Origin of the sequence: Streptomyces sp. NPDC087300, from assembly GCF_044744425.1 — a bacterium.
Lineage (GTDB): Bacteria > Actinomycetota > Actinomycetes > Streptomycetales > Streptomycetaceae > Streptomyces.
Window position 1 is genome coordinate 285,077 of sequence record NZ_JBIUYI010000002.1, and the last position, 22,165, is coordinate 307,241.

General features: G+C 71.4%; 18 protein-coding genes and 1 pseudogene. 13 read left to right on the forward strand and 6 right to left on the reverse strand.

Going from position 1 to position 22,165, the window contains the following annotated elements; all coding sequences use genetic code 11:
• Nucleotides 1-53 precede the first annotated feature (53 nt).
• The 8 genes from ACIO9J_RS06905 (at nt 54) to ACIO9J_RS06940 (ending at nt 6,685) form a co-directional block, all read left to right on the forward strand.
• Nucleotides 54-1,703: an alpha/beta fold hydrolase gene (locus ACIO9J_RS06905; RefSeq protein ID WP_401993742.1), complete on the forward strand. Its 1,650-nt coding sequence runs from the start codon at nt 54-56 to the stop codon at nt 1,701-1,703.
• On the forward strand, nt 1,693-2,253 hold the full coding sequence (locus ACIO9J_RS06910) for a hypothetical protein (RefSeq protein ID WP_401993745.1): 561 nt from the start codon (nt 1,693-1,695) through the stop codon (nt 2,251-2,253). The genes ACIO9J_RS06905 and ACIO9J_RS06910 overlap by 11 nt, the downstream gene beginning before the upstream one ends.
• Nucleotides 2,250-2,822, forward strand: coding sequence for a CypD family RiPP peptide-cysteine decarboxylase (locus ACIO9J_RS06915; protein WP_401993748.1), 573 nt, complete (start codon nt 2,250-2,252; stop codon nt 2,820-2,822). Before ACIO9J_RS06910 ends, ACIO9J_RS06915 begins: the two co-directional genes overlap by 4 nt.
• Nucleotides 2,815-3,582, forward strand: a complete 768-nt coding sequence (locus ACIO9J_RS06920; RefSeq protein ID WP_401993751.1) for a class I SAM-dependent methyltransferase — start codon at nt 2,815-2,817, stop codon at nt 3,580-3,582. Before ACIO9J_RS06915 ends, ACIO9J_RS06920 begins: the two co-directional genes overlap by 8 nt.
• On the forward strand, nt 3,579-4,211 hold the full coding sequence (locus tag ACIO9J_RS06925) for an ATP-binding cassette domain-containing protein (protein ID WP_401993753.1): 633 nt from the start codon (nt 3,579-3,581) through the stop codon (nt 4,209-4,211). Before ACIO9J_RS06920 ends, ACIO9J_RS06925 begins: the two co-directional genes overlap by 4 nt.
• Nucleotides 4,208-5,755, forward strand: coding sequence for a hypothetical protein (locus tag ACIO9J_RS06930; RefSeq protein WP_401993756.1), 1,548 nt, complete (start codon nt 4,208-4,210; stop codon nt 5,753-5,755). Before ACIO9J_RS06925 ends, ACIO9J_RS06930 begins: the two co-directional genes overlap by 4 nt.
• 182 nt (nt 5,756-5,937) lie before the next feature.
• Nucleotides 5,938-6,177 carry a hypothetical protein gene (locus ACIO9J_RS06935; protein ID WP_401993759.1) on the forward strand — a complete coding sequence of 80 codons (240 nt, stop codon included), beginning with the start codon at nt 5,938-5,940 and terminating at the stop codon, nt 6,175-6,177.
• A 43-nt stretch (nt 6,178-6,220) separates the two neighbouring features.
• A complete protein-coding gene (locus tag ACIO9J_RS06940) occupies nt 6,221-6,685 on the forward strand; it encodes a hypothetical protein (protein WP_401993762.1) in 465 nt (154 codons plus the stop codon).
• Here ACIO9J_RS06940 and ACIO9J_RS06945 read toward each other — a convergent pair.
• Nucleotides 6,668-7,456 carry a polysaccharide deacetylase family protein gene (locus ACIO9J_RS06945; protein WP_401993765.1) on the reverse strand — a complete coding sequence of 263 codons (789 nt, stop codon included), beginning with the start codon at nt 7,454-7,456 and terminating at the stop codon, nt 6,668-6,670. The genes ACIO9J_RS06940 and ACIO9J_RS06945 overlap by 18 nt on opposite strands.
• A gap of 318 nt (nt 7,457-7,774) precedes the next feature.
• Here ACIO9J_RS06945 and ACIO9J_RS06950 point away from each other — a divergent pair, with 318 nt between their 5' ends.
• Together ACIO9J_RS06950 and ACIO9J_RS06955 are read left to right on the forward strand one after the other, a co-directional pair.
• The gene (locus ACIO9J_RS06950) at nt 7,775-8,170 is read left to right on the forward strand and encodes a transposase (RefSeq protein WP_401993768.1); all 396 of its coding nucleotides are present in this window, start codon (nt 7,775-7,777) and stop codon (nt 8,168-8,170) included.
• A gap of 268 nt (nt 8,171-8,438) precedes the next feature.
• Nucleotides 8,439-8,783, forward strand: coding sequence for a hypothetical protein (locus ACIO9J_RS06955; protein WP_401993771.1), 345 nt, complete (start codon nt 8,439-8,441; stop codon nt 8,781-8,783).
• A 403-nt stretch (nt 8,784-9,186) separates the two neighbouring features.
• Here the strand turns inward: ACIO9J_RS06955 and ACIO9J_RS06960 are convergent, their stop codons facing one another.
• The 3 genes from ACIO9J_RS06960 to ACIO9J_RS06970 are packed head-to-tail and all read right to left on the reverse strand — an operon-like array spanning nt 9,187 to nt 16,385.
• Entirely contained in the window at nt 9,187-10,251 is a 1,065-nt protein-coding gene (locus ACIO9J_RS06960) for an alcohol dehydrogenase catalytic domain-containing protein (protein WP_401993774.1), read from the reverse strand.
• 6 nt (nt 10,252-10,257) lie between these two features.
• Nucleotides 10,258-14,979 (reverse strand): SDR family oxidoreductase, encoded by a 4,722-nt coding sequence (locus tag ACIO9J_RS06965; RefSeq protein WP_401993777.1) that lies wholly within the window; start codon nt 14,977-14,979, stop codon nt 10,258-10,260.
• The gene (locus ACIO9J_RS06970; protein WP_401993780.1) at nt 14,976-16,385 is read right to left on the reverse strand and encodes an acyltransferase domain-containing protein; all 1,410 of its coding nucleotides are present in this window, start codon (nt 16,383-16,385) and stop codon (nt 14,976-14,978) included. The genes ACIO9J_RS06965 and ACIO9J_RS06970 overlap by 4 nt, the downstream gene beginning before the upstream one ends.
• A 901-nt stretch (nt 16,386-17,286) precedes the next feature.
• Between ACIO9J_RS06970 and ACIO9J_RS06975 the strand changes: the two genes are divergently transcribed.
• Together ACIO9J_RS06975 and ACIO9J_RS06980 are read left to right on the forward strand one after the other, a co-directional pair.
• Nucleotides 17,287-17,733 (forward strand): LuxR C-terminal-related transcriptional regulator, encoded by a 447-nt coding sequence (locus tag ACIO9J_RS06975; RefSeq protein WP_401993783.1) that lies wholly within the window; start codon nt 17,287-17,289, stop codon nt 17,731-17,733.
• A 28-nt stretch (nt 17,734-17,761) separates the two neighbouring features.
• A complete protein-coding gene (locus tag ACIO9J_RS06980; RefSeq protein ID WP_401993786.1) occupies nt 17,762-18,505 on the forward strand; it encodes a 4'-phosphopantetheinyl transferase family protein in 744 nt (247 codons plus the stop codon).
• Nucleotides 18,506-18,593: 88 nt separating this feature from the next.
• On the opposite strand, the gene ACIO9J_RS06985 is transcribed toward ACIO9J_RS06980, so the two are convergent.
• A complete protein-coding gene (locus ACIO9J_RS06985; protein WP_401993789.1) occupies nt 18,594-19,076 on the reverse strand; it encodes an SMI1/KNR4 family protein in 483 nt (160 codons plus the stop codon).
• A 169-nt stretch (nt 19,077-19,245) separates the two neighbouring features.
• Here ACIO9J_RS06985 and ACIO9J_RS06990 point away from each other — a divergent pair.
• Nucleotides 19,246-21,287 (forward strand): annotated as a pseudogene (locus ACIO9J_RS06990) (thioredoxin domain-containing protein).
• Nucleotides 21,288-21,374: 87 nt separating this feature from the next.
• Here the strand turns inward: ACIO9J_RS06990 and ACIO9J_RS06995 are convergent.
• Nucleotides 21,375-22,127, reverse strand: a complete 753-nt coding sequence (locus ACIO9J_RS06995; RefSeq protein WP_401993792.1) for a Mut7-C RNAse domain-containing protein — start codon at nt 22,125-22,127, stop codon at nt 21,375-21,377.
• Nucleotides 22,128-22,165 lie beyond the last annotated feature (38 nt).

Genomic DNA, 22,165 nt, shown 5'->3' on the forward strand with positions numbered 1-22,165 from the left:
AGGCGGCTGATCGCGTATTTCTGCCGATAGCGGTCGGACAAATCTTTGCGTCCGTGGAGACTCTCTTTCTCCGGGAGGAATTCGAGGACGACGGATATCTGCGGGGCACCTCGGCGGCGCAGTATCCGCAGGGCAGTCTGCGCAACAGGCTCGGCCGCGTCCTCGACCATCCGCGCACCCCCAGGGTGCTCGCCGGAGTGACCCTCGCCGCGTCGGCGGGGCTGCTGCTGGCCCGCGGGAACCGGAAGGCGCAGATCGCCGCCGCCACGGTCATCGGCACCTGCAACCGGCTGAGCGAGGTCCGCACGCCCTACGGCAGGGACGGCGCCGACCAGATGACCGCGGTCATCACCCAGTACCGCGCCCTCACGGCGCTGATCCCCGACGAGAAGGTCTCCGACGACCTCTTCCTTCGGGCCGTCAACTTCCAGGCCGGGCTGAGCTATGCGGTCTCCGGCATCGCCAAGGCCTTCGGCAGCAGCTGGGTCCAGGGCGACGCGCTGCTCGAAGTCCTCCAGACGGAGGCCTACGGCAGCGGCCCCGCCGCGGCGCTCCTGCGCAAGTACCCGAAGATCTGCCGGGCCCTGACGGTCGGCACGGTGGCGTGGGAAGCGTCCTTCCCGCTCGTCTACCTGCTGCCGCGCGACCAGGCCTCGCACGCGCTCACGGCGGTCAAGGTCTTCCACGCGGGCGTGGCAGCGGCGATGGAACTGCCGCGCTTCGTCTGGGGGTTCTACGGCTCGCACGGCGCGGTCGGCTATGTCCTTGACACCCGTGGAGCGCGGCGCACGTTCGAGAAGACCGTGGTCGGCATCGCCGGCGGCGTCGGCCTCGCGAGCGCGCTGATCGCCCGCGAGAAGCGCGCGATCGCCGCGCAGCGCAGGCTCGGACCCAAGGGCGCGGCCCGGCTCCGGCACGCCGACGGCGACGTCGAGTACCGCGTGGACCGGCCCGCCGACGGCTTGGCGTCGCGCTCGGTGATCGTCCTCGAATGCGGCCTCGGGCAGTCCCTCGAATCGTGGGAGTGGGTCGCGCAGAGCCTGGCCACGCACCACACGGTCATCCGCTACCACCGCGCCGGGTACGGCCTCACGACGTCGCGCGCGCCGAGCGGGGACCTCCTCGCCGCGGTGCTCGACGAGGTCGGCGCCGAGGGCGAGGTCGTGGTGGTCACCCACTCGATCGGTTCGCTGAGCGCGGCCTCGTACGTGGGCGACGAGCGCTTCGCGGGCCGCGTCGACAAGCTGGTCGTCGTCGACGGCACCGACCCGGTGCTCCTGGACGAGGACCGCACGGACCGCAGGCGGCTCGGCAAGTTCCTCCAGGCGCAGGTCTACACGCTCTTCGCGGCCGTGACCGGGATCTACGAGTGGGCGCCCAACGCGGTGGAGCGGCAGGCGGGTTACACCCCCGACACCCAGTACAGCCACGTGCAGTTCGTGTTCTCGCCGCGGAACATCGTCAACTCGGTGCGGGAGTACCGGGGGATGGGCACCGGCGACGCCGTCGCGCGCCTCGGCGCCGTCGAGTCGGTCCTGGTGATCGCCTCGGACGAGTTCGCCGAGCAGCAGGCGGTCCTCGCCGAGAAGCTCGGCGCGAAGATCCAGGTGGTGCACGGCTCCGCGCACCGGTCGATCATCGGATACCGGGACCATGCCGAGCAGGTCGAAGGCGCTATCAGAAGGTTCATCGATGCTTGCTGACCGGATCAAGGGCGCGACGGGCTCCGTCGCCGTGGGCGTGCTCACGGCGCACCTGGTGGCGACCGTCCTGCAGAACACCCCCGACTCCTACAACCAGGACCTGCGCAAGTTCACCGGCGGCTGGCCCATTCCCGGCTGGCGGTTCTTCGCACCGAATCCGGGCGTGCAGAACGTGCACCTGCTGATCCGCGAGACGACCCCCGAGGGCCCGACGCCGTGGCGCGACGTGACCCCCGTGGTGCCGCACGGGTGGACGCAGGTCCTCTACAACCCGCGCAGCCGCGGTCCCAAGGCGCTGTTCGACGCGATGCAGCAGCTCTCCGTCATGAGCGCCAACCAGGCCGACTTCTCCTGGGTCACCCAGAGCCTGCCGTACGACCTGGTGCTCGCGGCGAGCCGGGCCGCGGCGGTGGAGGACGCGCAGGCCCTGCAGTTCCTGCTGATGAACGTGTTCCCCAGCGCGCCGGTCGAGCACCGGATGAAGCCGATCCTCACCTCCGAGTGGATCCCGCTGGGCACCGCCCCGCGCCTGGCGGGAGCCGCCGGGTGAACGTGGAGAAGTTCGAGGGCACGGAGCTGCACGTCCACATCACGGGCTCCATCAGCGCGGCGCTCGTGCCGTGGTGGATCCACTGGCTGCGGGAGCTCCATCCGGAGCTGACCGTGAACGTGTCGGTGACGTCGGCCGCCTCGCGGTTCCTCGCCGTCCGCTCGCTCCGGCACCTGGCCAACGGCAAGGTGTGGGTGGACTCCTGGGACGACGAGGGGACGCCGCCCGAGGTCAACTCCGGCCGGAGCGGCGGCTCCGAGTGCTTCCTCGTCTTCCCCGCGACCCTGGACACCGTGATGCGCCTGGCGCAGGGGCGCGCGGACTCGCCCGCCCTCCTGATGCTCCAGGTGACCGACGCGCCGATCGTGATCGCGGATACGTTCCCGGGGTCCAACGAGATCGTCGAGAGTCATGTGCGCACGCTCAAGCTCCGGCCGAACGTCGCGTTCGCGCCGCGGGTCAACGGCGTACGCGCGAGCAACCGGGCGACGGCCGAGGTGGGCTTCAACCTGCCCGGTGCCCTGGCCGTGGCCAACAGAATGCTGAAGGAAGGTCGACCCGGTGAGTGACCCGAGCGTGTACGACGAGGCGGCGATCGAGGCCTACGACCTGGTCTCCTCGATGCTCTCCCCAGGGGCCGGGCTCGCCGCCTGGGTGTCGGCGCACCGGCCGCTGGACGGCCTCGACGTCCTGGACCTGGGGTGCGGCACCGGCGTGTCCTCGTTCGCGCTCGCCGAGGCCGGCGCGCGGGTGGTGGCCGTCGACGCCTCCCGGCCGTCCCTCGACGTCCTGGAGAAGAACCGTCTCGACCGGACCGTCGAAGCGGTGGAGGGCGACTTCCGCGAGCTCCGGTTCGACTCCGCGTTCAACGTCGTCACCCTGTCGCGGAACACCTTCTTCCTCGCCCAGGAGCAGGAGGAGAAGATCGACCTCCTGCGCGTCATCGCCCGCCACCTGAAGCCGGGCGGCGCGGCCTTCCTGGACTGCACCGACCCCGCCGAGTTCCTGCGCACCGGCGGCGACGCGCACTCGGTCACCTACCCGCTGGGCCGCGAGCGCATGGTGACGGTGACGCAGACGGCGGACCGCGCGGGCCAGGAGGTCCTGAGCATCTTCCTGGTGCAGAGCGCGTCGACCCTCACCGCGTTCCACGAGAAGGCCACCTGGGCTACGCTCGCGGAGATCCGGCTGATGGCACGGATCGCAGGCCTGGAGGTGACGGCCGTCAACGGTTCGTACGCGGCGGAGCCCTACGGCGCGACGTCGCGGAACATGCTCGTGGTCCTTGAGCTGCCCGGTGAGTCTCGTGATGCTGGAGCCGCCCGGTGAGTGACGTGCCCGCGATCGCCGCGGCGGGCGCCTCGGTCGTCCTGGACGGCACCACGCTCCTCGCACCGACGACGTTCGAGGTGATGCCCGGCGAGTTCTGGTGCCTCACCGGCAGCAACGGCTCGGGCAAGACGACCCTCCTGCGCGCCTTCCTCGGCAGCCGCAGGCTGACGGACGGCGCCGTCCTGGTGCGGGGCGAGTCCATCGACCTGGCCAGGCCCCGGCACCGGCGCCTTGTGGCATCCCTGGTCGAACCGGTGCCCGTGGCCCGCGACATGACGCTGCGCGAGCAGGTGACCCTGGTCGCCGCCTCCTGGTACGGCAACACCAGGGCGACCGCCGAGCGCGCCGAAGAGGTCATCGGACAACTGGGCCTGGACGAGCTGGACGAGCGGTTCCCCTCGCAGCTCTCCTCCGGTCAGCTCCAGCTCTTCAACCTCGCGCTGACCCTGGTCCGCCCCGCCGACGTCATCCTGCTCGACGAGCCCGAGCGGCACCTCGACAGCGATCGCGTCGACCTCGTCGCCACGCTGCTCACCGAGCGTGCGGAGGAGGGAACCGCGTTCCTCGTCGCCACCCACGAGGCCGCCATGGTGGACGCCTGCGACGGCGTCATGGAGTTGGGATGACGACGGACAGCATCACCGCGGTCGAGTCCGACCCCAGGGCCCGCGTCCACGCCGTACGGCACCGGTACGCCCGCCGCGGCGACCGCGCCACGGCGCACGACTGGGCGTACACCATCTACCTCTGCGTCATCCTCGCCTTCGTCTACGTGGCGCCCGTCGTCTACCTCGTCAGGACCTCGCGGGCACTCCTCTCCCTGGAGTCCGCGGAGGCGGCGACGCCCGTGGCGTGCCTGGCCGCGGCCGCGGTGGTCTGGGGCGCCCAGCTCACCGGACGGTTCTGGGGACCGCTGGTGCTCAAGCCGTTCCTGCTGCACGTCTTCACGTCCACGGACCTGTCCCCGACGCACTACCTCGGCACGATCGCCCGCCGCCGCCTGGCGTACGCCGGACTCGGCACGCTGCTCGCGGTGTGCACGGCGACGTTCCTCGCCACCGACCTGTTCGACCGGCAGGGCGCCGCGCTCGTACCGCAGGGCGTGGCCGTCGCGGTCGGCATCGGCGCCGTCGCCCCCGTGGCGTGGCTGTGGGGCCAGGTCAGGACGGTGCGCGAGAACCTGCTGCTGGCCGCCGCGGTGGGCGCCGCGGCCGCCGTCGTGGCGCTGCTCGGCCACTCCGACTTCCTGGGCGGCGGCGGCCTGTGGCCGGCCGCCGCCGTGCTCGCCCTCTCCGCAGTGGCACTCGGCCGCTCCGCCTTCCGGTCGGTGCCCACCGTCGACCTCGCCCGGCTCGCCCGCGAATCGGCGCGCGCCGCCGAGGCCCAGACCTTCGCCTGGACGGGCACCCTGCACCACGCGCTCGACCTGTACCGCCCGGCGCCGCGCGGACTCACGAAGGCCCTGGTGCGTCCGGACGGGCGCCTGCGCGGTCACCTCGCCCAGGGCGCCATCCGCGCGCTGCGCACACCGGGCCGCGCGTGCGCGGGCGCCGCGTTCCTGCTGGCCGGCGGCGCCCTCCTGACGCTCGGCGTCGCGGAACCTGACGCCCGCCTCGCGACGCTGACATGGGTGACCGGCGCGGTCGCCGTCTACTGGGGCTCGGGGTGGGTCGGCGAGACCTGGCGCGGCCTGCGCGACGAGCTGACCCTGGCCCCGCTGTTCGGCGAGTGGTGGGGCGGCCTGCTCGCCCGCACCGTGGCCTGGCCGGTCGTCGCCGTGCTGGCCGCGGTGGGGCTCGCGAGCGGCGTCACGGCCCTGGCCCTGTGGCCGTTCGGGAGCGGGACGGCGGACGCGTCGCTGCTCGCCGCGGGCTCCCTGGTACTCGTGCTCGGCGCCAGGTTCCTGCGCGAGATGAAGATGAACCTGCCGATCGAACTGCTGCTCCCCATCATCACACCGCTGGGCGACCTCTCCGGACTCCGCGTCTTCATCTGGCAGTTCGACGGACTCGTCGTCGTCCTGGCCGGCGTCCTGATGATGAACGAGATGCCGTCCGCGTCCGGCGCACTTCTGGTCGCCCTGGGCACCACGTCCTGGTGCGTCTGGGCGGGCCTGCGCCGCACGGGGTGGGCCCGACGGGGCCTGTTCACGCGCCTGGGCCGGGTGTAGCGGCGCGCTGCCCCGCCGCTCACGGGGCGGCGGGGGACGGGCTCACCCCAGGTCAGAACTACCTGGTTGTGTTCAGCTACTGGCACCAGTGGCAGCCGGTCGACGCCTTCGAAGAGGCGCGCGAACGCGGCGTGCCGGTCCTGCTCAGCGTCGGCTGCAGCACGATGGCAAGGAGTGTCACTGTGGATACACAGGATGACCAGGTGGGCGGCGAGATCGACGCCTGGGGCGCCGACCAGCTAGCCGCCTCTCCCGAATGGGCTCCCGAGCAGTATGTGCACGTCCGCTCGTGCCTGGAGGGCGACTCCGTCCTCGAACAACTGCTCACGGCCGGGCACGGATTCGACGCCGGAGCACGAGGACCGCCCCGCACCTGCGAACGCCGAGCCGACCACGCCTTCGGAACCCACGCCGACGGCTGACCGTCCATACGCTCACCTCGGTAACTCGGCACTTCGTGACGCTGTGCGCAAGGCGGCCATCGCCGCCCGTGCCACGAGGACGGCGGCCGACAAGGCGGAGACCGCCGCCGATTGCGCCGAACGGGCCGTGGCCATCCGAGAAGTCCGGTCGCTGGACGGCACGATCGCGGAACGTACCGCCCGACTGCACGGCGCTGAGGCCCGAATCGAGGACCTTGAACAGCAGTTGGCCGCGACGGGCCGTTTCGGACGGGCGGCGCTCCGCGGAGACGAGCGTGCTGCGGTCGAGGCGGACCGGGAAGCCCTCCTTCGTACGCGCGAGGAGACCGCCCGGGAGCTGGAGCAGATGGGCACCCGGCTCCAGGACGTTACCCGGCAGGCCGGACCCGTCAACGAGCACGAAGCCGTGCTGACCGAAGCTGACATGCCGCAGCAGGAGAAGGCCGCGCTGCTTCGGCGGGCCGAGGCCCTAGGGAGAGGGGCACTCCAGCTAGAGCGCCCCTTCTGACCTGGTGAGGAGCATGCGGAGGTCGATGAAGCGGTAGCCGCGGGCGACCACGGCGTCGAGGATCCGTGGCAGGGCCAGGGCGTCGAGCACGGCGCCGCTGCCCGTACGCGTGCCGACGTGCATCTGGAGGATCATCCCGGGCCGCAGGGCCTCAAGCGCCCTGCCCACCGCGAGATCCACGGTCATGCCGCCCTCGGCGCCCTTCCAGCCGTTGGTGTCGGCGGTGAACTCGATGTCGGCGAATCCGAGCGCGTTGACCTCCCTGATGAGGGCGGGTCCCGTGGCGCTGTAGGGGAACCGGAAGAACGGGGTCAGTGCGCTGCCCGCCCCTGCCATGCGCAGGGCCACGTCCGCCGCCCTGACCTGACGGGCCCTCACCTCGGCGGTCACCTCACGGAAACGGGGATGGCTGTAGGAGTGGTTGCCGAGGCCGTGCCCTTCGCGCACGATCCGCCGTACGGCCTCGGGTTTCCGGTCGGCGAAGTCGCCGGTCAGGAAGAACGTGGCGGGCGCCTGCCGCCGGGCCAGTTCACCGAGGACGGAGTCCAGCCCGCCGACGTCCCAGGCCGCGTTGAAGGTCACGGCCATGACCCGCTCGCGCGTGCGCATCACGCGGTTCTCCGACCCGAACAGCGCCCGCAGTCCCGAGTCGTCCGGGACGGCGGCGCGACCTCCCGGAGCGGCTTGGGCCGACCCGGCGGTGAGCCCCGGCAGTACTGCCCCCGCGAGGCCGAACAGCCCGGTGCCCAGCACGCTTCGGCGACGCGCCACGGCACGGTTCACAGCATCCGAGGAGTTCATCAGCATGTGCCCTTCGGAATCGGACCATCGACGTCGATCGTCGCGGTCGACGCATACCGACCCTGCCCGACGGCTCCCTGACGCCCCGGCCGCCACGCCGGATCCACGCCGCGCTCACACCGGAACGATCAGCCTCCGAGCGGCAGCCGCGCCGTCAGCCCCGGCCACGGGAACCACATGTCCGGCCGCCCTCATGTCGATCACTCCCCCCGCGCTCCCTGATCACTCCGGTACGCCTCCATTTCGCCGAGCGCCAGGGCCCATCTGGTGGGTCAGTGACGATCAGGCGTGGACGCTCGTTCCAGGCGTGTGGGGCGAGGCGGGCGTTGGAAGTGTCACCGCAGGGTGATCAATGGGATTCTGTTCCGGTTGCGGACTGGTATCCCGTGGCGCACCACGAAGATCCACCTGGTCGGTGAAGGCGGCCTGCGGCCTTTGGCCCTGCTGATCACTCCGGGGCGGTGGGGCGACGCACCCCAGATGATTCCGGTCCTGGACCGCATCCGCGTCGCACGGCCGAACGGTGGGCGCTCGCGCACCCGCCCGGACCACCTCAGCGGCGATCGCGCCTACAGTTCCCGGCGCAATCGCCGCTACCTGCGCCGCCGATGGTTCGACAAGCGGGCCTATGTCTTTCACGACACTGTGACCGTTGCCGCCGTTCGCCTGTGGCTTCGTGCATGACCCGCCAGACGGAACCCAGCCACACGCAGGACAGCCGCAGGACTGAGAGGTCGCGTTGAGCCGAGCCGAAGGCGAAGCCAACGCGACCGCGTAGCCCGGATGGCAGAGCGCGCGAGCGCCCCCCGGCGAGCAGGGAAAGTTGCTCCTGTACGCCCCTTGATCACCTCTGAGCGCCTTCGGATCGGGGCTCACGGAAGCGATCTACCGGAGACGATCATTCCGGATGGCTGACATCTGGTCGGCTGCCACTGAAGAGAGGAACCCCCCCGTGCGTCTTCGTCATGCGGTCGGCGCCGCCTTCGGCGCCCTCGCCCTCATCGCGACCATCCCCGCCTCGGCCAACGCCACCGACGGCTTCTTCATGTACCAGTACGGCGACTCGGCCAACCCAAGTAGTGGGCAGCTGGAAAATCCGAGCACGGCCGTATGCATCAATATCCCCGAGGTCGAGGGCAAGCCCGGCAGCGCGTTCTCGGCGAAGAACGACGTAGGCGACACCCTGGGCATGATCTACAGCGAAGAGGACTGCCAGGGCGTGGCCACGGAGATCAACTTCGGCGCCGAGCTCGGCCGCGATGTGAAGTTCAAGTCCGTGATCCTTGAGATTGAGTGAGCCGCCACACTCCGCCCCGGTGCGAGCCGCCACACTCCGCCCTGGTGCGAGCCGCCACACTCCGCCCTGGTGCGAGCCGCCACGGCCCGCACCGGGGCGGAGCCGCGTGCGAGGTGGCGCCCGGGCGCGTGCGTACTCGGCCACCGTGCGCCGGTCCAGACCCAGCTCACGGGCCATTGCGCGGAGTGAGCGGCCTGAGTCGGCGACTGTGTGCACCGCCTGGAACAGCCGCTTGGCGTGACGCCGGGCGGGAGTGTCATCCGCTGCGGACGGTTCCGGCGACGGCGGTGGCATGCCGACGGGCGTCGAGCCGCACGAGCGGCGTCCGTTGCTTCCTCTGCCCCGGGCCCGGGCGCGTCCGTCCGGCCGCGGGGCGAGCCAAGGCCCTTGGCTCGCCCCGCGGTCACGGGCACAGTACGGCCCTGCCTCGGATCCGGCCCGCCTTCAGATCGGCAGCGGCGCGTGCCGCGTCCGCCAGCGGGTAGCGGCGGACGTGCCCGAGGTCGAGGCGTCCCGCGTGGGCCAGTTGCAGCAGATCGTGCAGTTCGGTGAGGCCGCCCCAGACGCTCGTGGACAGTTCGGTCTCGAAGGGCACGTCGGGGCTGCCGACCCCGAGGGAGACGGTGCCCCCCTTCGCACCGACGACCAGACAACGGCCGGAGGGGCGCAGCACGGCCGCGGCCAGTTTCATCGACTCGGCGGTACCGACCGTATCGATGACCGCGTCCACCTCACCGCCGGGCGCCAGGTCGCGCAGGCAGCCGGGCCCGTCGGCGAGCCCTGCGAGGGCATCGGCGCCGAGCCGCCGCGCATGGTCGGCGAGTTCGGCCGGGCGTCGTACGCAGCTGACGACCATGGCCGGGGCGAGCAGCCGGGCCAGTTGGACGGCGAAGGAACCCACACCGCCCAGACCGATCACGACGACCGCCCCGCGTGGACCACGGGAGGCCAGTGCGGGGAGCGCGCGGCGCACGGCATGGTAGGCCGTCAGCCCGGCATCGGTCAGCGGGGCCGCCTGCTCGGCCGGAAGCCCCTTGAGGGGGAGCAGGTGGCGGGCGTCGGACACAGCGACGTACTCCGCGAAGCCGCCCGCACGGCCCACGCCGAGCCAGCCGCCGGCGCCGGGGCACAACTGCTGGTGGCCGGTCGTGCAGCGTGCGCAGTCGCCGCAGCCGCCGGGGCCGTACACCGCGACCGGGCTGCCTTCGGCCACGTCGGCGGGTGGCCGTGCGTCCGGGCCCAGTTCGGCCACCACCCCTGCCACCTCGTGCCCGAGGACCCAGGGGAACTCCGGCAGCGGGAACAGGGGCGCCAGCTCACCGGCGGCCAAGTGCAGGTCGGTGCCGCACAGGCCGCACGCCCGCACCTGGACGAGTGCCCCGTGCGGAGGGACCGGAGGCAGCGGGTGGTCCCAGGCCGCGAGCGGGGAGCCGTAGGCGGTGAGCAGAACGGCCTGCATCGTGGGCATGGCGGATCACAACGCCTTTCCGGGGGAGGCGAGGGACGGGACGCGGGAGGCCAGGGTGCGGTGCTCGGCCGAGCCCAGTTGCAGGACCACCGGAGCGGTGACCCGGCCCCGGATGAGTTCCGCCAGGAAGTGCGCCGCGCCTTCGTCCTGGGTGAGCCCGCTGAGCTGGGCCCGGCGCGCGCCCAGCGCCTGGGTGAGGGGCGCGGAGCCCATGCCGACGTCCCGCCACAGGGTCCATGCGATGGTCTGTTCGTCGTGCCCGGTGGCATGGGCCAGTGCCGCGCAGGCGCCGAGGTAGTCGTTGGCGGCGGCGTAGTCGGCTTCGCCGGGCTGGCCCAGGGTTCCGGCGAGCGAACCGAAGTTGACCCAGCGACGGCAGCGGGTGCCGAAGGCGTCCTTGAGGTGGTGGTAGCCGGTGGTCTTGACCTCGGACACGGCGCGGAAGTCGGCGAGGGACTTGCGGCCGGGGACAGTGGAGCGGTTGATGCCCGCGCCGTGCACGAAGAGATCGATGCGGGGGTGCTGATGGAGGACACGGGCGGCCGCGGCGGTGACGGAGTCGGCGTCGGTGACGTCGCAGCGGACGTAGTGGACGCGCTCGGAGCCGAGAAGAGAGCGCAGCTCACCGAGGGTTCGGCTGGTCTCGGAGGCGGCACCGGCACGTTCGTGGGCGCGGACGGCGTCGGCGAGGGAACGGCCAGGGTGGGCGGCCAGCCAGTCGCGTAGGAACGCCTTCCGTTCCTGACCGACGGCTGCATCCGGGTCCTCGTCGGGCTCGGGTGAACTCCCCAGGAGCCACAGGTGGACCCGGGCGGTCGCGGCCAGTGCGCGCAGACAGGCCGCGGTGATACCCCTGGCGCCGCCGGTGGCGACCACCACCGCGTCGTCGGACACCAGTGCTTCGCCGGCTGGCGGCCCGGCGGCCCGGACGCGTTCCGTGTAGCGCCGTCCACCCCGGTGATGCACCCCCTGTGCAGCGGGCGCGCAGGCCGTTTCCGCGGCGAGCCCGCGCAGCCCTTCGTCCAGGTCGGTGCTGTCGGTGAGCACCGTGGTGAAGCGCAGGCCGGGCAGGTCCAGGGTCAGGCTCTTCGCCAGGCCGGTGAGGAGGGCGGTGTCGGGATGCGGCGTGGAGCCGAGGAACGCGCGCAGACACAGCGTCAGGAACGAGCCGGCGTCGGCGTTCTCCTGCCACAGTCGGCGGGCGGCGAGGAATCCGAGTTCCTGGAGGCGGACGGTGGCTGCTTCGGCATGCGGGACGTGCGGTGGTTTCGGTGCGGCGCAGAGGTTCACCAGACGGACGTGGCGGAAGCCCACCGCGAGGGTGTCCAGGCTGGTGTCGGTGACCTCGGTGAGGGTGTGAACGGCGGGGTGCGCGGCGCCCGACCGCGTGCAGACGACGACAGAACCGGAGTGCCGTTCGGCCAGCGTGTCGGCGATGTGGCTGTCGTCGCAGATGACGAGGGTTCCCGGGGGCATGGCCTCGACGGGGGTGCGTACGGCGGTCGGGGCCTCCTGAACACGCCCCAGGACGTGGCGACGGGCGGTGAAGGCCGCGCCCGGGGCGCCGACGTCGCTCTCGGCCTGCTTCTCGCCCACGGCCGCACCGCCCCGAGCGGAGCGGCGCAGCACCAGGGAACGGGCCCGGCCCGGTACCCGTACCACCGGCGTGTCCGCCTGGCGCAGTGCGGTCGCCAGCGCCGCTGCCGGGTCGTCGCACTGCTGAGGGCTGTCGGGCACGGTGCGGGTGGCCGCTGCCACCCGATCCGCCGTGACTTCGGCGAGCACCGGCCAGCCGTGGGCGCGGGCACGGTCGGCGCGGGCGAGGGCGAAGAGGTGGGTGGTCGCCGCGGTCTGCGGGCCCGCGTGGGTGAGAGCGGTGGCCCAGGGATCCGGGTTCGTCGGAGGGGACAGCACGAGCGCCAGTTCCAGGTCGCCGCCGCGCAGGTAGCGGGTGGCGAGGTCGACGGCCGCGTGCAATGAATCGGGGCCGTCGCACACGGCCATGGCCAGGCCTCGCAGGTTCTCCCGGTTGGTGATGCGGGACGGGGTGACGTTGGGCATCAGACCCGGTGCGGTGTCGGGGCCGATCGGCGCGGCCCGGTTCTGAAGTGCGGTGAGCCCGGAGCGTACGCCGACAGCGGCGCGGGGCATCCCGGACGCGGACAGGTCGTCGGCGATGCGTGCGACCACGGTGCGGTAGGCGCGGGCCGTGACGTCCGCCGAGCGGGCGGGCGGTTCCCACATCGCCGAGATCACACCGGTGCGTTCGGCGATGTCGGGGTCCTGCCACAGACGTCCGTGCTCGGCCGCGAATCGCTCGGTCACGAGCAGGGCCTGGACCTGCGTCGCGTCGATCTCCCGCACCGTCCGTGGGGTCAGGCGCAGTTGGCCCGCCGGGGGAGGGGTTGGGGAGGTGGGCGGCGTCGGCAGGGCGGTGAATGCGAGGAGTACCAGAGGCACGTCGCTGTCGGCCTGGGAGGCCGGGGCGGGAGCGGGTTGGTACGGGTCGCTGACCAGGAGATGGGCGTCCGTACCGCCGAAGCCGAATCCGGAGATCCCGGCGACGCGCGGTGACGTGTTCCCGGACCGGCGCCAGGGCACTTCCACGGTCGGTACCTCTACGGCCGGCAACTGTTCGGCGAGGCTGGCCGGCAGGCGTGTGAAGCGGGCCTGGGCCGGGATGAGGCCGGCGTCGAGCGCGGTCACGGCCTGGACGAGGGAGACGGCGCCCGCCGCCCAACCGGTGTGTCCCAGTACGGACTTGTTCGCCGTCACGGTGACGGGGCGCTCGCCCCTGCTCTGCTGGATGACGGTCAGTTCGGTGCTGTCGCCTGCCACGGTGCCGGTGGCGTGGGCGAGCAGCCACTGGGACGGGGTGCTCCGGGGATCGCGGTGGCGTGCGGTGGCCCGTTCGATCGCGTGGCGCTGGCCTTGGGCGTTGGGGGCGCTGATGCTCTTGCCCCGGCCGTCGCAGGCGGCGCCGAAGCCGCTGAGTACCGCGAGGACACGGTCTCCGTCCGCGCGCGCCCGGTCGAGACGTTTGAGAGCGACGATCGCCGCACCGTCCGTGAACATGGTTCCGTCGGCGGCGGCGTCCAGCCCGCGTACGTCTCCGGAGACGGAGAGGCCCTGGAGCTTGCTGAACATCACCGAGTAGCGGGGCGTGTTCTGGTAGACGCCGCCGCACAGCGCCACCTCGCAGCGTCCCTCGCGCACGGCCCTCGCCCCCAGGTCCACGGCGTACAGGGAGGAGGAGCAGGCGGTGTCGACGACGAGCCTCTCGGTGAGCTGCGGGAACAGTCCCTCCAGCGCGGCGTCCAGGACGGCCTCGGGCAGCAGGGTGCTCGGATCGTCGGTCAGCCGGGGCAGGTGCTTGCGCAGTACCGCCTGAAGCCGGGTCGTGTCCGCGGTGCCGGCCCAGGTACGCAGCAGCAGCCCGAGAACGTTCTCCTCCAGGTCCTGGTTGCCGTCCACCCACTGACCGCTGTAGCAGGCCACGCGGTGGGCCTCTTCGATGCGTACCTGCTCCGCGGCCTGGATGAGGCTGTGCCGCAGCCAGTGCGCACAGTCGCCGCCCGATGCGGGGCGCGCGGCCTTGGGATGCGGTACGAAGTCGTGCAGGTATCCGGAGAGCCGTGAGTACGTCTTGTCCTCGGCGGTACGGTCGGCGGACCAGAAGTCGTCGATGTCGAAACGGTCGTGCGGCTCGTCGAAGACCGGACGGCCTTCCTTCACCAGCCGGTGCAGTTCCTCGGGCGAGGAGGCGCCGGGAACGGCGATGCCGCAACCGACGACGGCCACCAGATCGCCGTCCGTGCCCGGGGCGGCCCGGGGCGCGGGCTCGGAGACCGACAGTGAGGCCGTACCTACCCCTGCTCCAGCCGTACGGGCCCCTGTTCCCGGTGTTTCCGGGAGCCCGGGGGCCGCCGGCCGTCGGGGTGGCGACAGCATCACGCCGCCCAGCGACAACCCTCCGTCCGCCATCACGGACTGCCCCGTGACCCACTCGGCCGCCGGGGAGGCGAGGAACCCGACGACTGCGGCAAGGTCTTCGGGGCGTCCCATACGCCCCATGGGGGTCGCTGTCGTGACCGCCGCGCGCACCTCGTCCGGGTGCGGGAACAGTCCCGTGACCCTTCCCTCGATGAAGCTGGCGTTCGCCGTGTTGACCCGGATGCCGAGCGGTGCGTACTCGTACGCCAGATAACGGGTGTACGCCTCCTGCGCCGCCTTGGAAGCGGCCACGGCAGCGTAGTTGTCGATAATGAACTGTGTGCCGATGGAGGAGACGTTCACGATGGCCGCGTGCTTCCTGCCGCGCATGAGCGGAATCGCCTCGGCGCAGGACCAGCGGACGCCGTGGAAGTTGAGGCCCATCACCCGGGCCCAGTCCTTCTCGGTCAGCTCGGGGAGCGGCACGAAGCTGCCGTACGCGGCGTTGTTCACGAGGACGTCCAGTCCGCCGTGGCGTTCCCGCACCTCGGCGAACATCTGCCGGACGCTGTCCTCCTTGGCGACGCTGGCACGGATCAGCTCCGCCGACAGCCCGTCACCCGTCAGCTCCGCCAACGTGTCCTCCGCCGCCTCCTGGGAGTGGAACCAGTTGATCAGAACGTGGGCGCCCCGTTCGGCGAAGTACCGTGCTGTCGCCCGGCCGACCCCCTTGCTGGCGCCCGTGATCAGTACGACGCGTCCCGTGAACTCGCCCGTGGCAGGCTCGCCGCTCATGCCACCGCTCCCGTCCCGGCCTGGGTCTCCAGCAGTGCGGCGACCTCACTCAGGGTGGTGTACTGAGTGATCCGGAGCGTGTCCGGAAGGTCTCCCAGGCCGTACTGCTCCATGGCCTGCGCGAGTACTTCGGTCTGCCGGATGGAGTCGACTCCCAGGTCGCCTTCCAAGTCCGCCTCGGCATCGATGAGTTCCTCGGGATACTCCAACGCCTCGGCGTACAAGGTGCGCAGGTCGGCGAGGAGTTGGCCGTGCGCGGGCAGAGTGCCGGATTTCCGGGCCTGTCCGGTCCTCGCGTCTGTTGTCGTGGCAGCCGCTGTTGCCGGCTGCGGCACGGAGGCGACCGGACCCAGGCCGGGGGAGGTGTCGGTCACCGGTTCCGCGGCGCCTCGGGGGCGTACGACATGGGGTGCTGCGGAGGCGGGCAGCGCTGTCACGACCCGCAGCAGACCCCGCAGTTCCTCCCCGGAGACGGTTGACTCCAACGGCGCCACCGTCTGGATCTGCGCGACCGCCGCACGGGCCAGTCCCGTCAGCGTGGAGCGGGCTCCGGCCTCGACGAAGAAGTCCGTTCCGGCCGCCTGCAGTTCACGCACGGCACGCAGGAATCCGACCGGGTGGGTCAGATGCGCGCACATCAGCCCGGTGACGTCGTCACCGTCCGCGTACCAGCGGTGATGCAGGGTCGAGTGCACGGGAAACCGCATCGGCCGCACCGGGACATCGGCGAGAGCCTGCTCCAGGTGCCGGGCTACGGGTTCCAGGAACCGGTGGTGGTAGGGGTGGGGAGACTCCAGCCGCTTGCGCGGAACACCGAGTTCACCGGTGATCGCGGCCAGCTGCTCCAGGGATGTGTCAGGGCCTGAGAGCATCGTCTGGCGCGGACCGTTGACCGCGGCCACGTCGATGTCGACCAGCCCCGCACCGGTGACGAGCCGGTGCGCCCGCTCGGCGGACAGGCCCACTGCCAGGAGTCCTCCGGCCGGTACGTCGTAGGCGCCCATCGCCTTGTCACGTTCGCACAGGACCCGGGTCCCGTCAGCGACGGAATAGGCACCTGCGGCGGTGAGCGCGGTGATCTCACCCACGCTGTGCCCCACCAGTACGACATCGCTCAGGCCGAGTTCCTCGACGGCCAGCGTGGCGAGGACCAGTGACGCCGCGAAGATCGCGACCTGAAGCCGGCCGGGGTCATCGGCCAGGAGGACGTCGAGCGAGGGCGAATCGGAGTCGGTGAGAAGCGGTGACACAGGAGCGACGCCGTACTGCGCCGCCGTTCGGTCGATGGTGTCGAGTTGCTCGGCGACCAGTTCGTGGTCGCCGTGCAACTTGTGCAGGGCCCCCGGCAGGTAGGCACCTTTCCCGGGGAAGAGCAGCGCGGTACGGGGAGCGGTCAGGACAGTCATACGGACATACCTCCGGGACGAAGGGCACAGGGACGAGGTGAACGGGTCGGACGGCACAGGCCTGGGACCCAGCCGGCCACAGGGCCTCGCTGCGGGGCGAGGTCCAGGACCGCGCGCGGACATTCGGGCCGGGGCGGAACCCGCCGAGTCCCGGGGTTCCAAGGGGACATGACGGATGCGGCGGGCAGCCTGATCGGCAGTCGTGACACCGCCGGGGCATCGTTCGGCCAGAGGCGTGGATGCCAGGGCCCGCGACAGGGCGCTTTCCTTGCTGCCCTTTCCCGACCCGTGCTGCGTCTTCGGCGTGGGTCACGCGCAGGCGCGAATCCCTCCACGGAGCGGTAGTTCATGAAGAAGCAGGTGCCGTTGAGCTGTTCGCGATCCGGAGTACGTCCGTCACCCGTGGCAGCGCGACGGCGTCGCACCACCGCACGGTGCGCACTCCCGCTCGGCAACCGCCGCCTCCAGGGCACCGGCGAGCCGCACCGGCTGGGCCATGACGTCGCCGACCTGGCCGCCTCACCGTCCCTCGTACGCGTACATCTGCCGCTGACGGCACAGCGGTTCGGGTGTCACCTCCTGTCCCGCTCGGAGCAGGGGGGCTTTGGGCGGTTTTCCGGCAAGACGAGGACAAGGGGCCCGCAACCCGCCGAGTCGGAGCCGGCACGGTGACCGCCCCTCCGCACGAGGCCACCGGCGGCCGTCAGGAAAGGGTGGGTCCCGGGCCGAACTCCGCCTCCATGGGGACCGACTCCTCGTCCTGCTCCACCGCCATCGCGCTCCTCGGCATCTGTGACGACTTCACCTGCTGGATTTCACAATGAATCTCAACATTCCTGATAGCAATAGCCCTAAAGGGCTACTACCACACATCAGGGACAACTCCTTATAGTTTGCAAACGTGAGCGCATGTGATCCTGTTGACACCTCCCACGGACTCCAGCCACTCGAACCTCTGGCCGACCAGGACCTCCCCCCATACGAACTCACCGTCGCCATCAGGCACGCCGTCATCCAACTGGGCGATAGCGCGGACCAGTTGGCTTCAGACGCGAAACCACTACCGGAAGACGCGGAGCCAACCACCGACGACACGGGGCTCCGGGCCCCCCAGGCCCCCCGGGCCGCCTGCAGCCTGAGCCGCCGAGAGCTCGGCGTGGCGCTCCTGATTGCGCAAGGACACACCAACCAACGGATTTCCAGGACCCTGGGGATCTCTCTCAACACGGTCAAGAACCACAACAAGAAGATCCTCGCGAAACTGGGGCTGCGCAGCAGGACCGAAGTGGCCATCGCCGTCCACCGCGTACCTGGGCAATGCCGGGGAAACCGGAACGGCGATGCCTGACGGCACTTCCCCCCGCTGGTCCCAGGGCATGCCCTCTCCCGAAGGGCTGGTCGCGCAACCCGGCCCGGCCTCAACGTCCCTGTACTGGTGGCCCGTTCCACAAGTGCGTCCCGTGTCGGCTCCCCAGGTGCTGACCCTTCGGGAGAGACGCCGTGTCACAGCACTTCCGCCCAGCCCGGGGGCCATCTACGAGTCCACCCGGACAGGAACTCGTATCCTCCTGGCGGCCTTGCTCGACGAGGATCCGCGTCGCCTCGTCGTGCGTCGTACTCGCTGCCCCTTGTGCGGTGCCCACCGGCACGGTCCACCTGAGGTCGCCACCCCTCGTGGCCCGTCACCGGTACAGATCGCGCTGACGCATACGGCCGGCGTGGTTCTGCTCGCCGTGTCGACGGAGCATCGGCCCGGTGTCGATGCAGAGATGCCGCACCGTAGTCGTGCCCAGCCGTCCCCGGCAATGCTGCGACTGCTCTCCGGGCCGGTGGAAGCAGCCCACATCACAGCGGCGAATTACCTGAGGGCCTGGACTCGCAAAGAAGCGATCGCCAAGGCCATGGGGGTCGGTCTGGGCGTCCCGCTGCCCGCGCTCCGGGTTCGGCCTGAACATGAGAGTCCTCTGGAGATCCGCGTTCTCCCGGGCCCCTGGTCCGATGTCTGGCGCGTGGACGACCTGAGGTGTCCACTGCCCGGCGCGGAGGGCACGGTCGCGGCACTGGCGACACCGAGCCGGGGGAGCCGTCCTGGCCCGGACGGACGACGTCCTCGAACCTGAACGACACCCAGTCCAACAGCGGAGTCGTCCACGCTCGCGCTTGCCCTCTGCGCACGACACCTCGACGTAGGGCACGACCACGTCCGCCTCAGCCGATGCCGACATTTGACACCCCCAGCAGCTCCCCCAGCGAAGAGGCGTAAGCCTTCGCGTTGTCGGTTTCACGGAAGCGCAGGACCGGTACGGTCCCGCCTGGATGCCCGGCATCCAGAAGCAGCCCGTAGTGCGCGTCCGTCTCGGCCAGCGCAGGGATCCATGACGGCTTCCACCAGTCCTCGTCGCCGATGTCATCGGCAATGCGGAGATGGTTCTGGTACCGGTCGATGATGCCTTGACAGTCGAGGAACACCTCCCCGCCGGGAAAGATCTTGGAGCCCAGGTGAGGAATGAGCTTGAAGCCTCCGGCCTCCGGCCTCCGGGAGTCCTTCGCCGTGCTTCCGTTGTTCAGGCGGAGCCATGCTTCAAGAACATCGGGAATTTCACACCTAAGCGCTCTGCCGAGCGTAGCGATGTCCTCATCTGTCGCTGGTTGGCTCAGCGCCTGCGCACTGAGCGGGGCGTTCACCTCCATCCACCGGACGATCCTCGTCCACGCTGACATGACGTCATCGACCTCTCCGGTTGTGCTTCCTCGGCCGGAGCGGCAGACTCCTGATCACGTGTTGCATGCGAGCTCCTACTCCTGGCCTACCCGGTGGAAGATGCGGGCCGGACGGAGTGGATCGTGAAACTATGCCGGTATGAACCGACTGGCTAACTCGCAGTCGCCCTACCTGCTCCAGCACGCCTCCAATCCAGTGGACTGGTGGCCATGGGGAGAGGAGGCGATGACGGAAGCTAAGCGGCGGGACGTGCCCATTCTCTTGAGTGTGGGCTATGCGTCCTGCCACTTATGCTTCTACTAATTCACTGGTGCCACGTCATGGCCCACGAATCCTTCGAGGACGCGGCGACGGCCGCGCTCATGAACGAGAACTTCGTGAACATCAAGGTCGACCGGGAGGAGCGGCCCGACGTCGACGCCGTCTATATGGAGGCCGTGCAGGCCGCGACGGGGCAGGGCGGCTGGCCCATGACCGTGTTCCTCACGCCCGACGCCGAACCCTTCTACTTCGGCACCTACTTCCCGCCGGAGCCCCGGCACGGCATGCCGTCCTTCCCGCAGGTCCTCGACGGCGTCCACCGGGCGTGGACGGACCGGCGCGGCGAGGTCGCCGAGGTGGCGGGCAAGATCGTGCGCGACCTCGGCGAGCGGCAGCTCACGCAGGGCGGGGACGGCACGCCGGGCGAGGACGAGCTGGCGCAGGCGCTGCTCGGCCTGACCCGTGACTACGACGCGGCGCACGGCGGATTCGGCGGCGCCCCCAAGTTCCCGCCGTCGATGGCCGTCGAGTTCCTGCTGCGGCACTACGCCCGCACCGGCGCCGAGGGCGCGCTCCAGATGGCCGCCGACACCTGCGAGCGGATGGCCCGCGGCGGCATCTACGACCAGCTCGGCGGCGGCTTCGCGCGCTACTCCGTGGACCGCGAGTGGGTCGTGCCGCACTTCGAGAAGATGCTCTACGACAACGCCCTGCTGTGCCGCGCGTACGCCCATCTGTGGCGGGCCACCGGATCGGACCTGGCGCGCCGCGTCGCCCTGGAGACCGCGGACTTCATGGTCCGCGAACTGCGCACGAACGAGGGCGGGTTCGCGTCCGCGCTGGACGCGGACAGCGAGGACCCGGCGACCGGCGCGCACGTCGAGGGCGCCTACTACGTATGGACGCCCGCCCAGTTGAGGGAGGTCCTGGGCGACGCCGACGCGGAGCTCGCCATCGCCCGCTACGGCGTGACCGAGGAGGGCACCTTCGAGGAGGGCGCGTCCGTCCTCCAACTCCCGCCCACCGAAGGACCGGTGGCGGACGCGGCGCGGCTCGCGTCGATCCGTGAGCGGCTGCTCGCCGCGCGCGGGGAGCGCCCCTCGCCGGGACGCGACGACAAGGTGGTCGCCGCCTGGAACGGCCTGGCGATCGCCGCGATCGCCGAGGTCGGCGCGTTCTTCGACAGGCCCGATCTGATCGCGGCCGCGGTGGGCGCGGGAGACCTCCTCGTACGCCTCCACATGGACGCCCGCGCCCGGCTCGCCCGCACCTCCAAGGACGGCAGGGCGGGCGCCAACGCGGGTGTCCTGGAGGACTACGCGGACGTGGCCGAGGGCTTCCTCGCGCTGGCCTCGGTGACGGGGGAGGGCGTCTGGCTGGAGTTCGCCGGCTTCCTCCTGGACCACGTGCTCGCGCAGTTCGTGGACGCGGAGAGCGGCGCGCTCTTCGACACGGCGGCCGACGCCGAGCAGCTGATCCGCCGCCCGCAGGACCCGACGGACAACGCGGCGCCCTCCGGCTGGACGGCGGCCGCGGGCGCCCTCCTGTCGTACGCGGCGCAGACCGGCGCCGAGCCGCACCGCACCGCGGCGGAGCGGGCGCTCGGCATCGTCAAGGCGCTCGGCCCGCGGGTGCCGCGCTTCATCGGCAACGGACTCGCCGTCGCCGAGGCCGCACTCGACGGACCGCGCGAGGTGGCCGTCGTCGGCGAGGTCCTCGGCGACCTGCACCGCACGGCGCTGCTCGGCACGGCGCCGGGCGCGGTCGTCGCGGCGGGCGCGGAGGGCGGTGACGAGCTTCCGCTGCTCGTGGGGAGGGGGCGGATCGCGGGTCGCCCGGCCGCGTACGTCTGCCGCGGTTTCGTCTGCGACGCGCCGACGACCGACCCGGCGGACCTGGCGGCGAAGCTGTCGGGGTGATCCTTCGGGGTGATCCCCGGGGCTCCGCCGTCCCGGCCGCCGTCCCGGCCGTCGTCCCGGCCGCCGTCCCGCCCCAGACCCCGCTCCTCAGTCGCCGGAGAGGCTGAGGCGTTCGGCTCCCCCGAACTCCTCCACCGCCCGCCCCACGATCGTCTCGAGGCGATCGTGGTGGGCGCCCCGCCAGAACACGCGGGCGCAGCCCTCGCACTCGGCGAACACGTCGTACGTCCCCTTCGTCCCGCCCTCAAGGCGGTCCGCCACCTCCTCCTTGGTGGCGGACCGCAGGGTGCCGTTGCAGGCCGTGCAGCGCGTCCAGGGGGCCAGGCGCGGGGCGAACCTGCCGAGCACGTCGCGGAGTTGGTCGTCGGGGCGGTCGCTGTAGACGTAGCCGCCCGCCCACAGCTCGCGGCGGCGCAGCAGGCCCCGGTCGCGGCTGAGCAGGACGCGGCGCTCGGCGGCCGAGAGCGCGGCGAGCGCCGGGTCGCCGATGTCCGTGCTCTCGTACGCCGCGTCGACGCCGAGGAGCCGCAACCGCCTGGCAAGTGTGCCGAGATGGACGTCGAGGAGGAAGCGGAGCGGGGCGCCCGGCACCTCCTGGGGGCGGGACACGGCGCGGACGGCGACGGTCTCGCCCGCCACGGGGACGTGCCCGGCGGCGGCCTCGCGGCCGTCGACCACGAGCGCGCCGACCTCGGTGAGGGGCACGCCGAGCGATTCGACGACGTGGCCGAGCGTGGCGGCGCCGTCCGTGACGGCCCGGGTGGGGCCGCCCCTGCGCTCGTGCGGGACGAACAGGGCCAGCTCGGGGGCGAAGCTGACGAGGATCTCCGGACCGTTCATGCGGTCAGGATGGCACGGCAAGTGCCGTGGCCACCCGG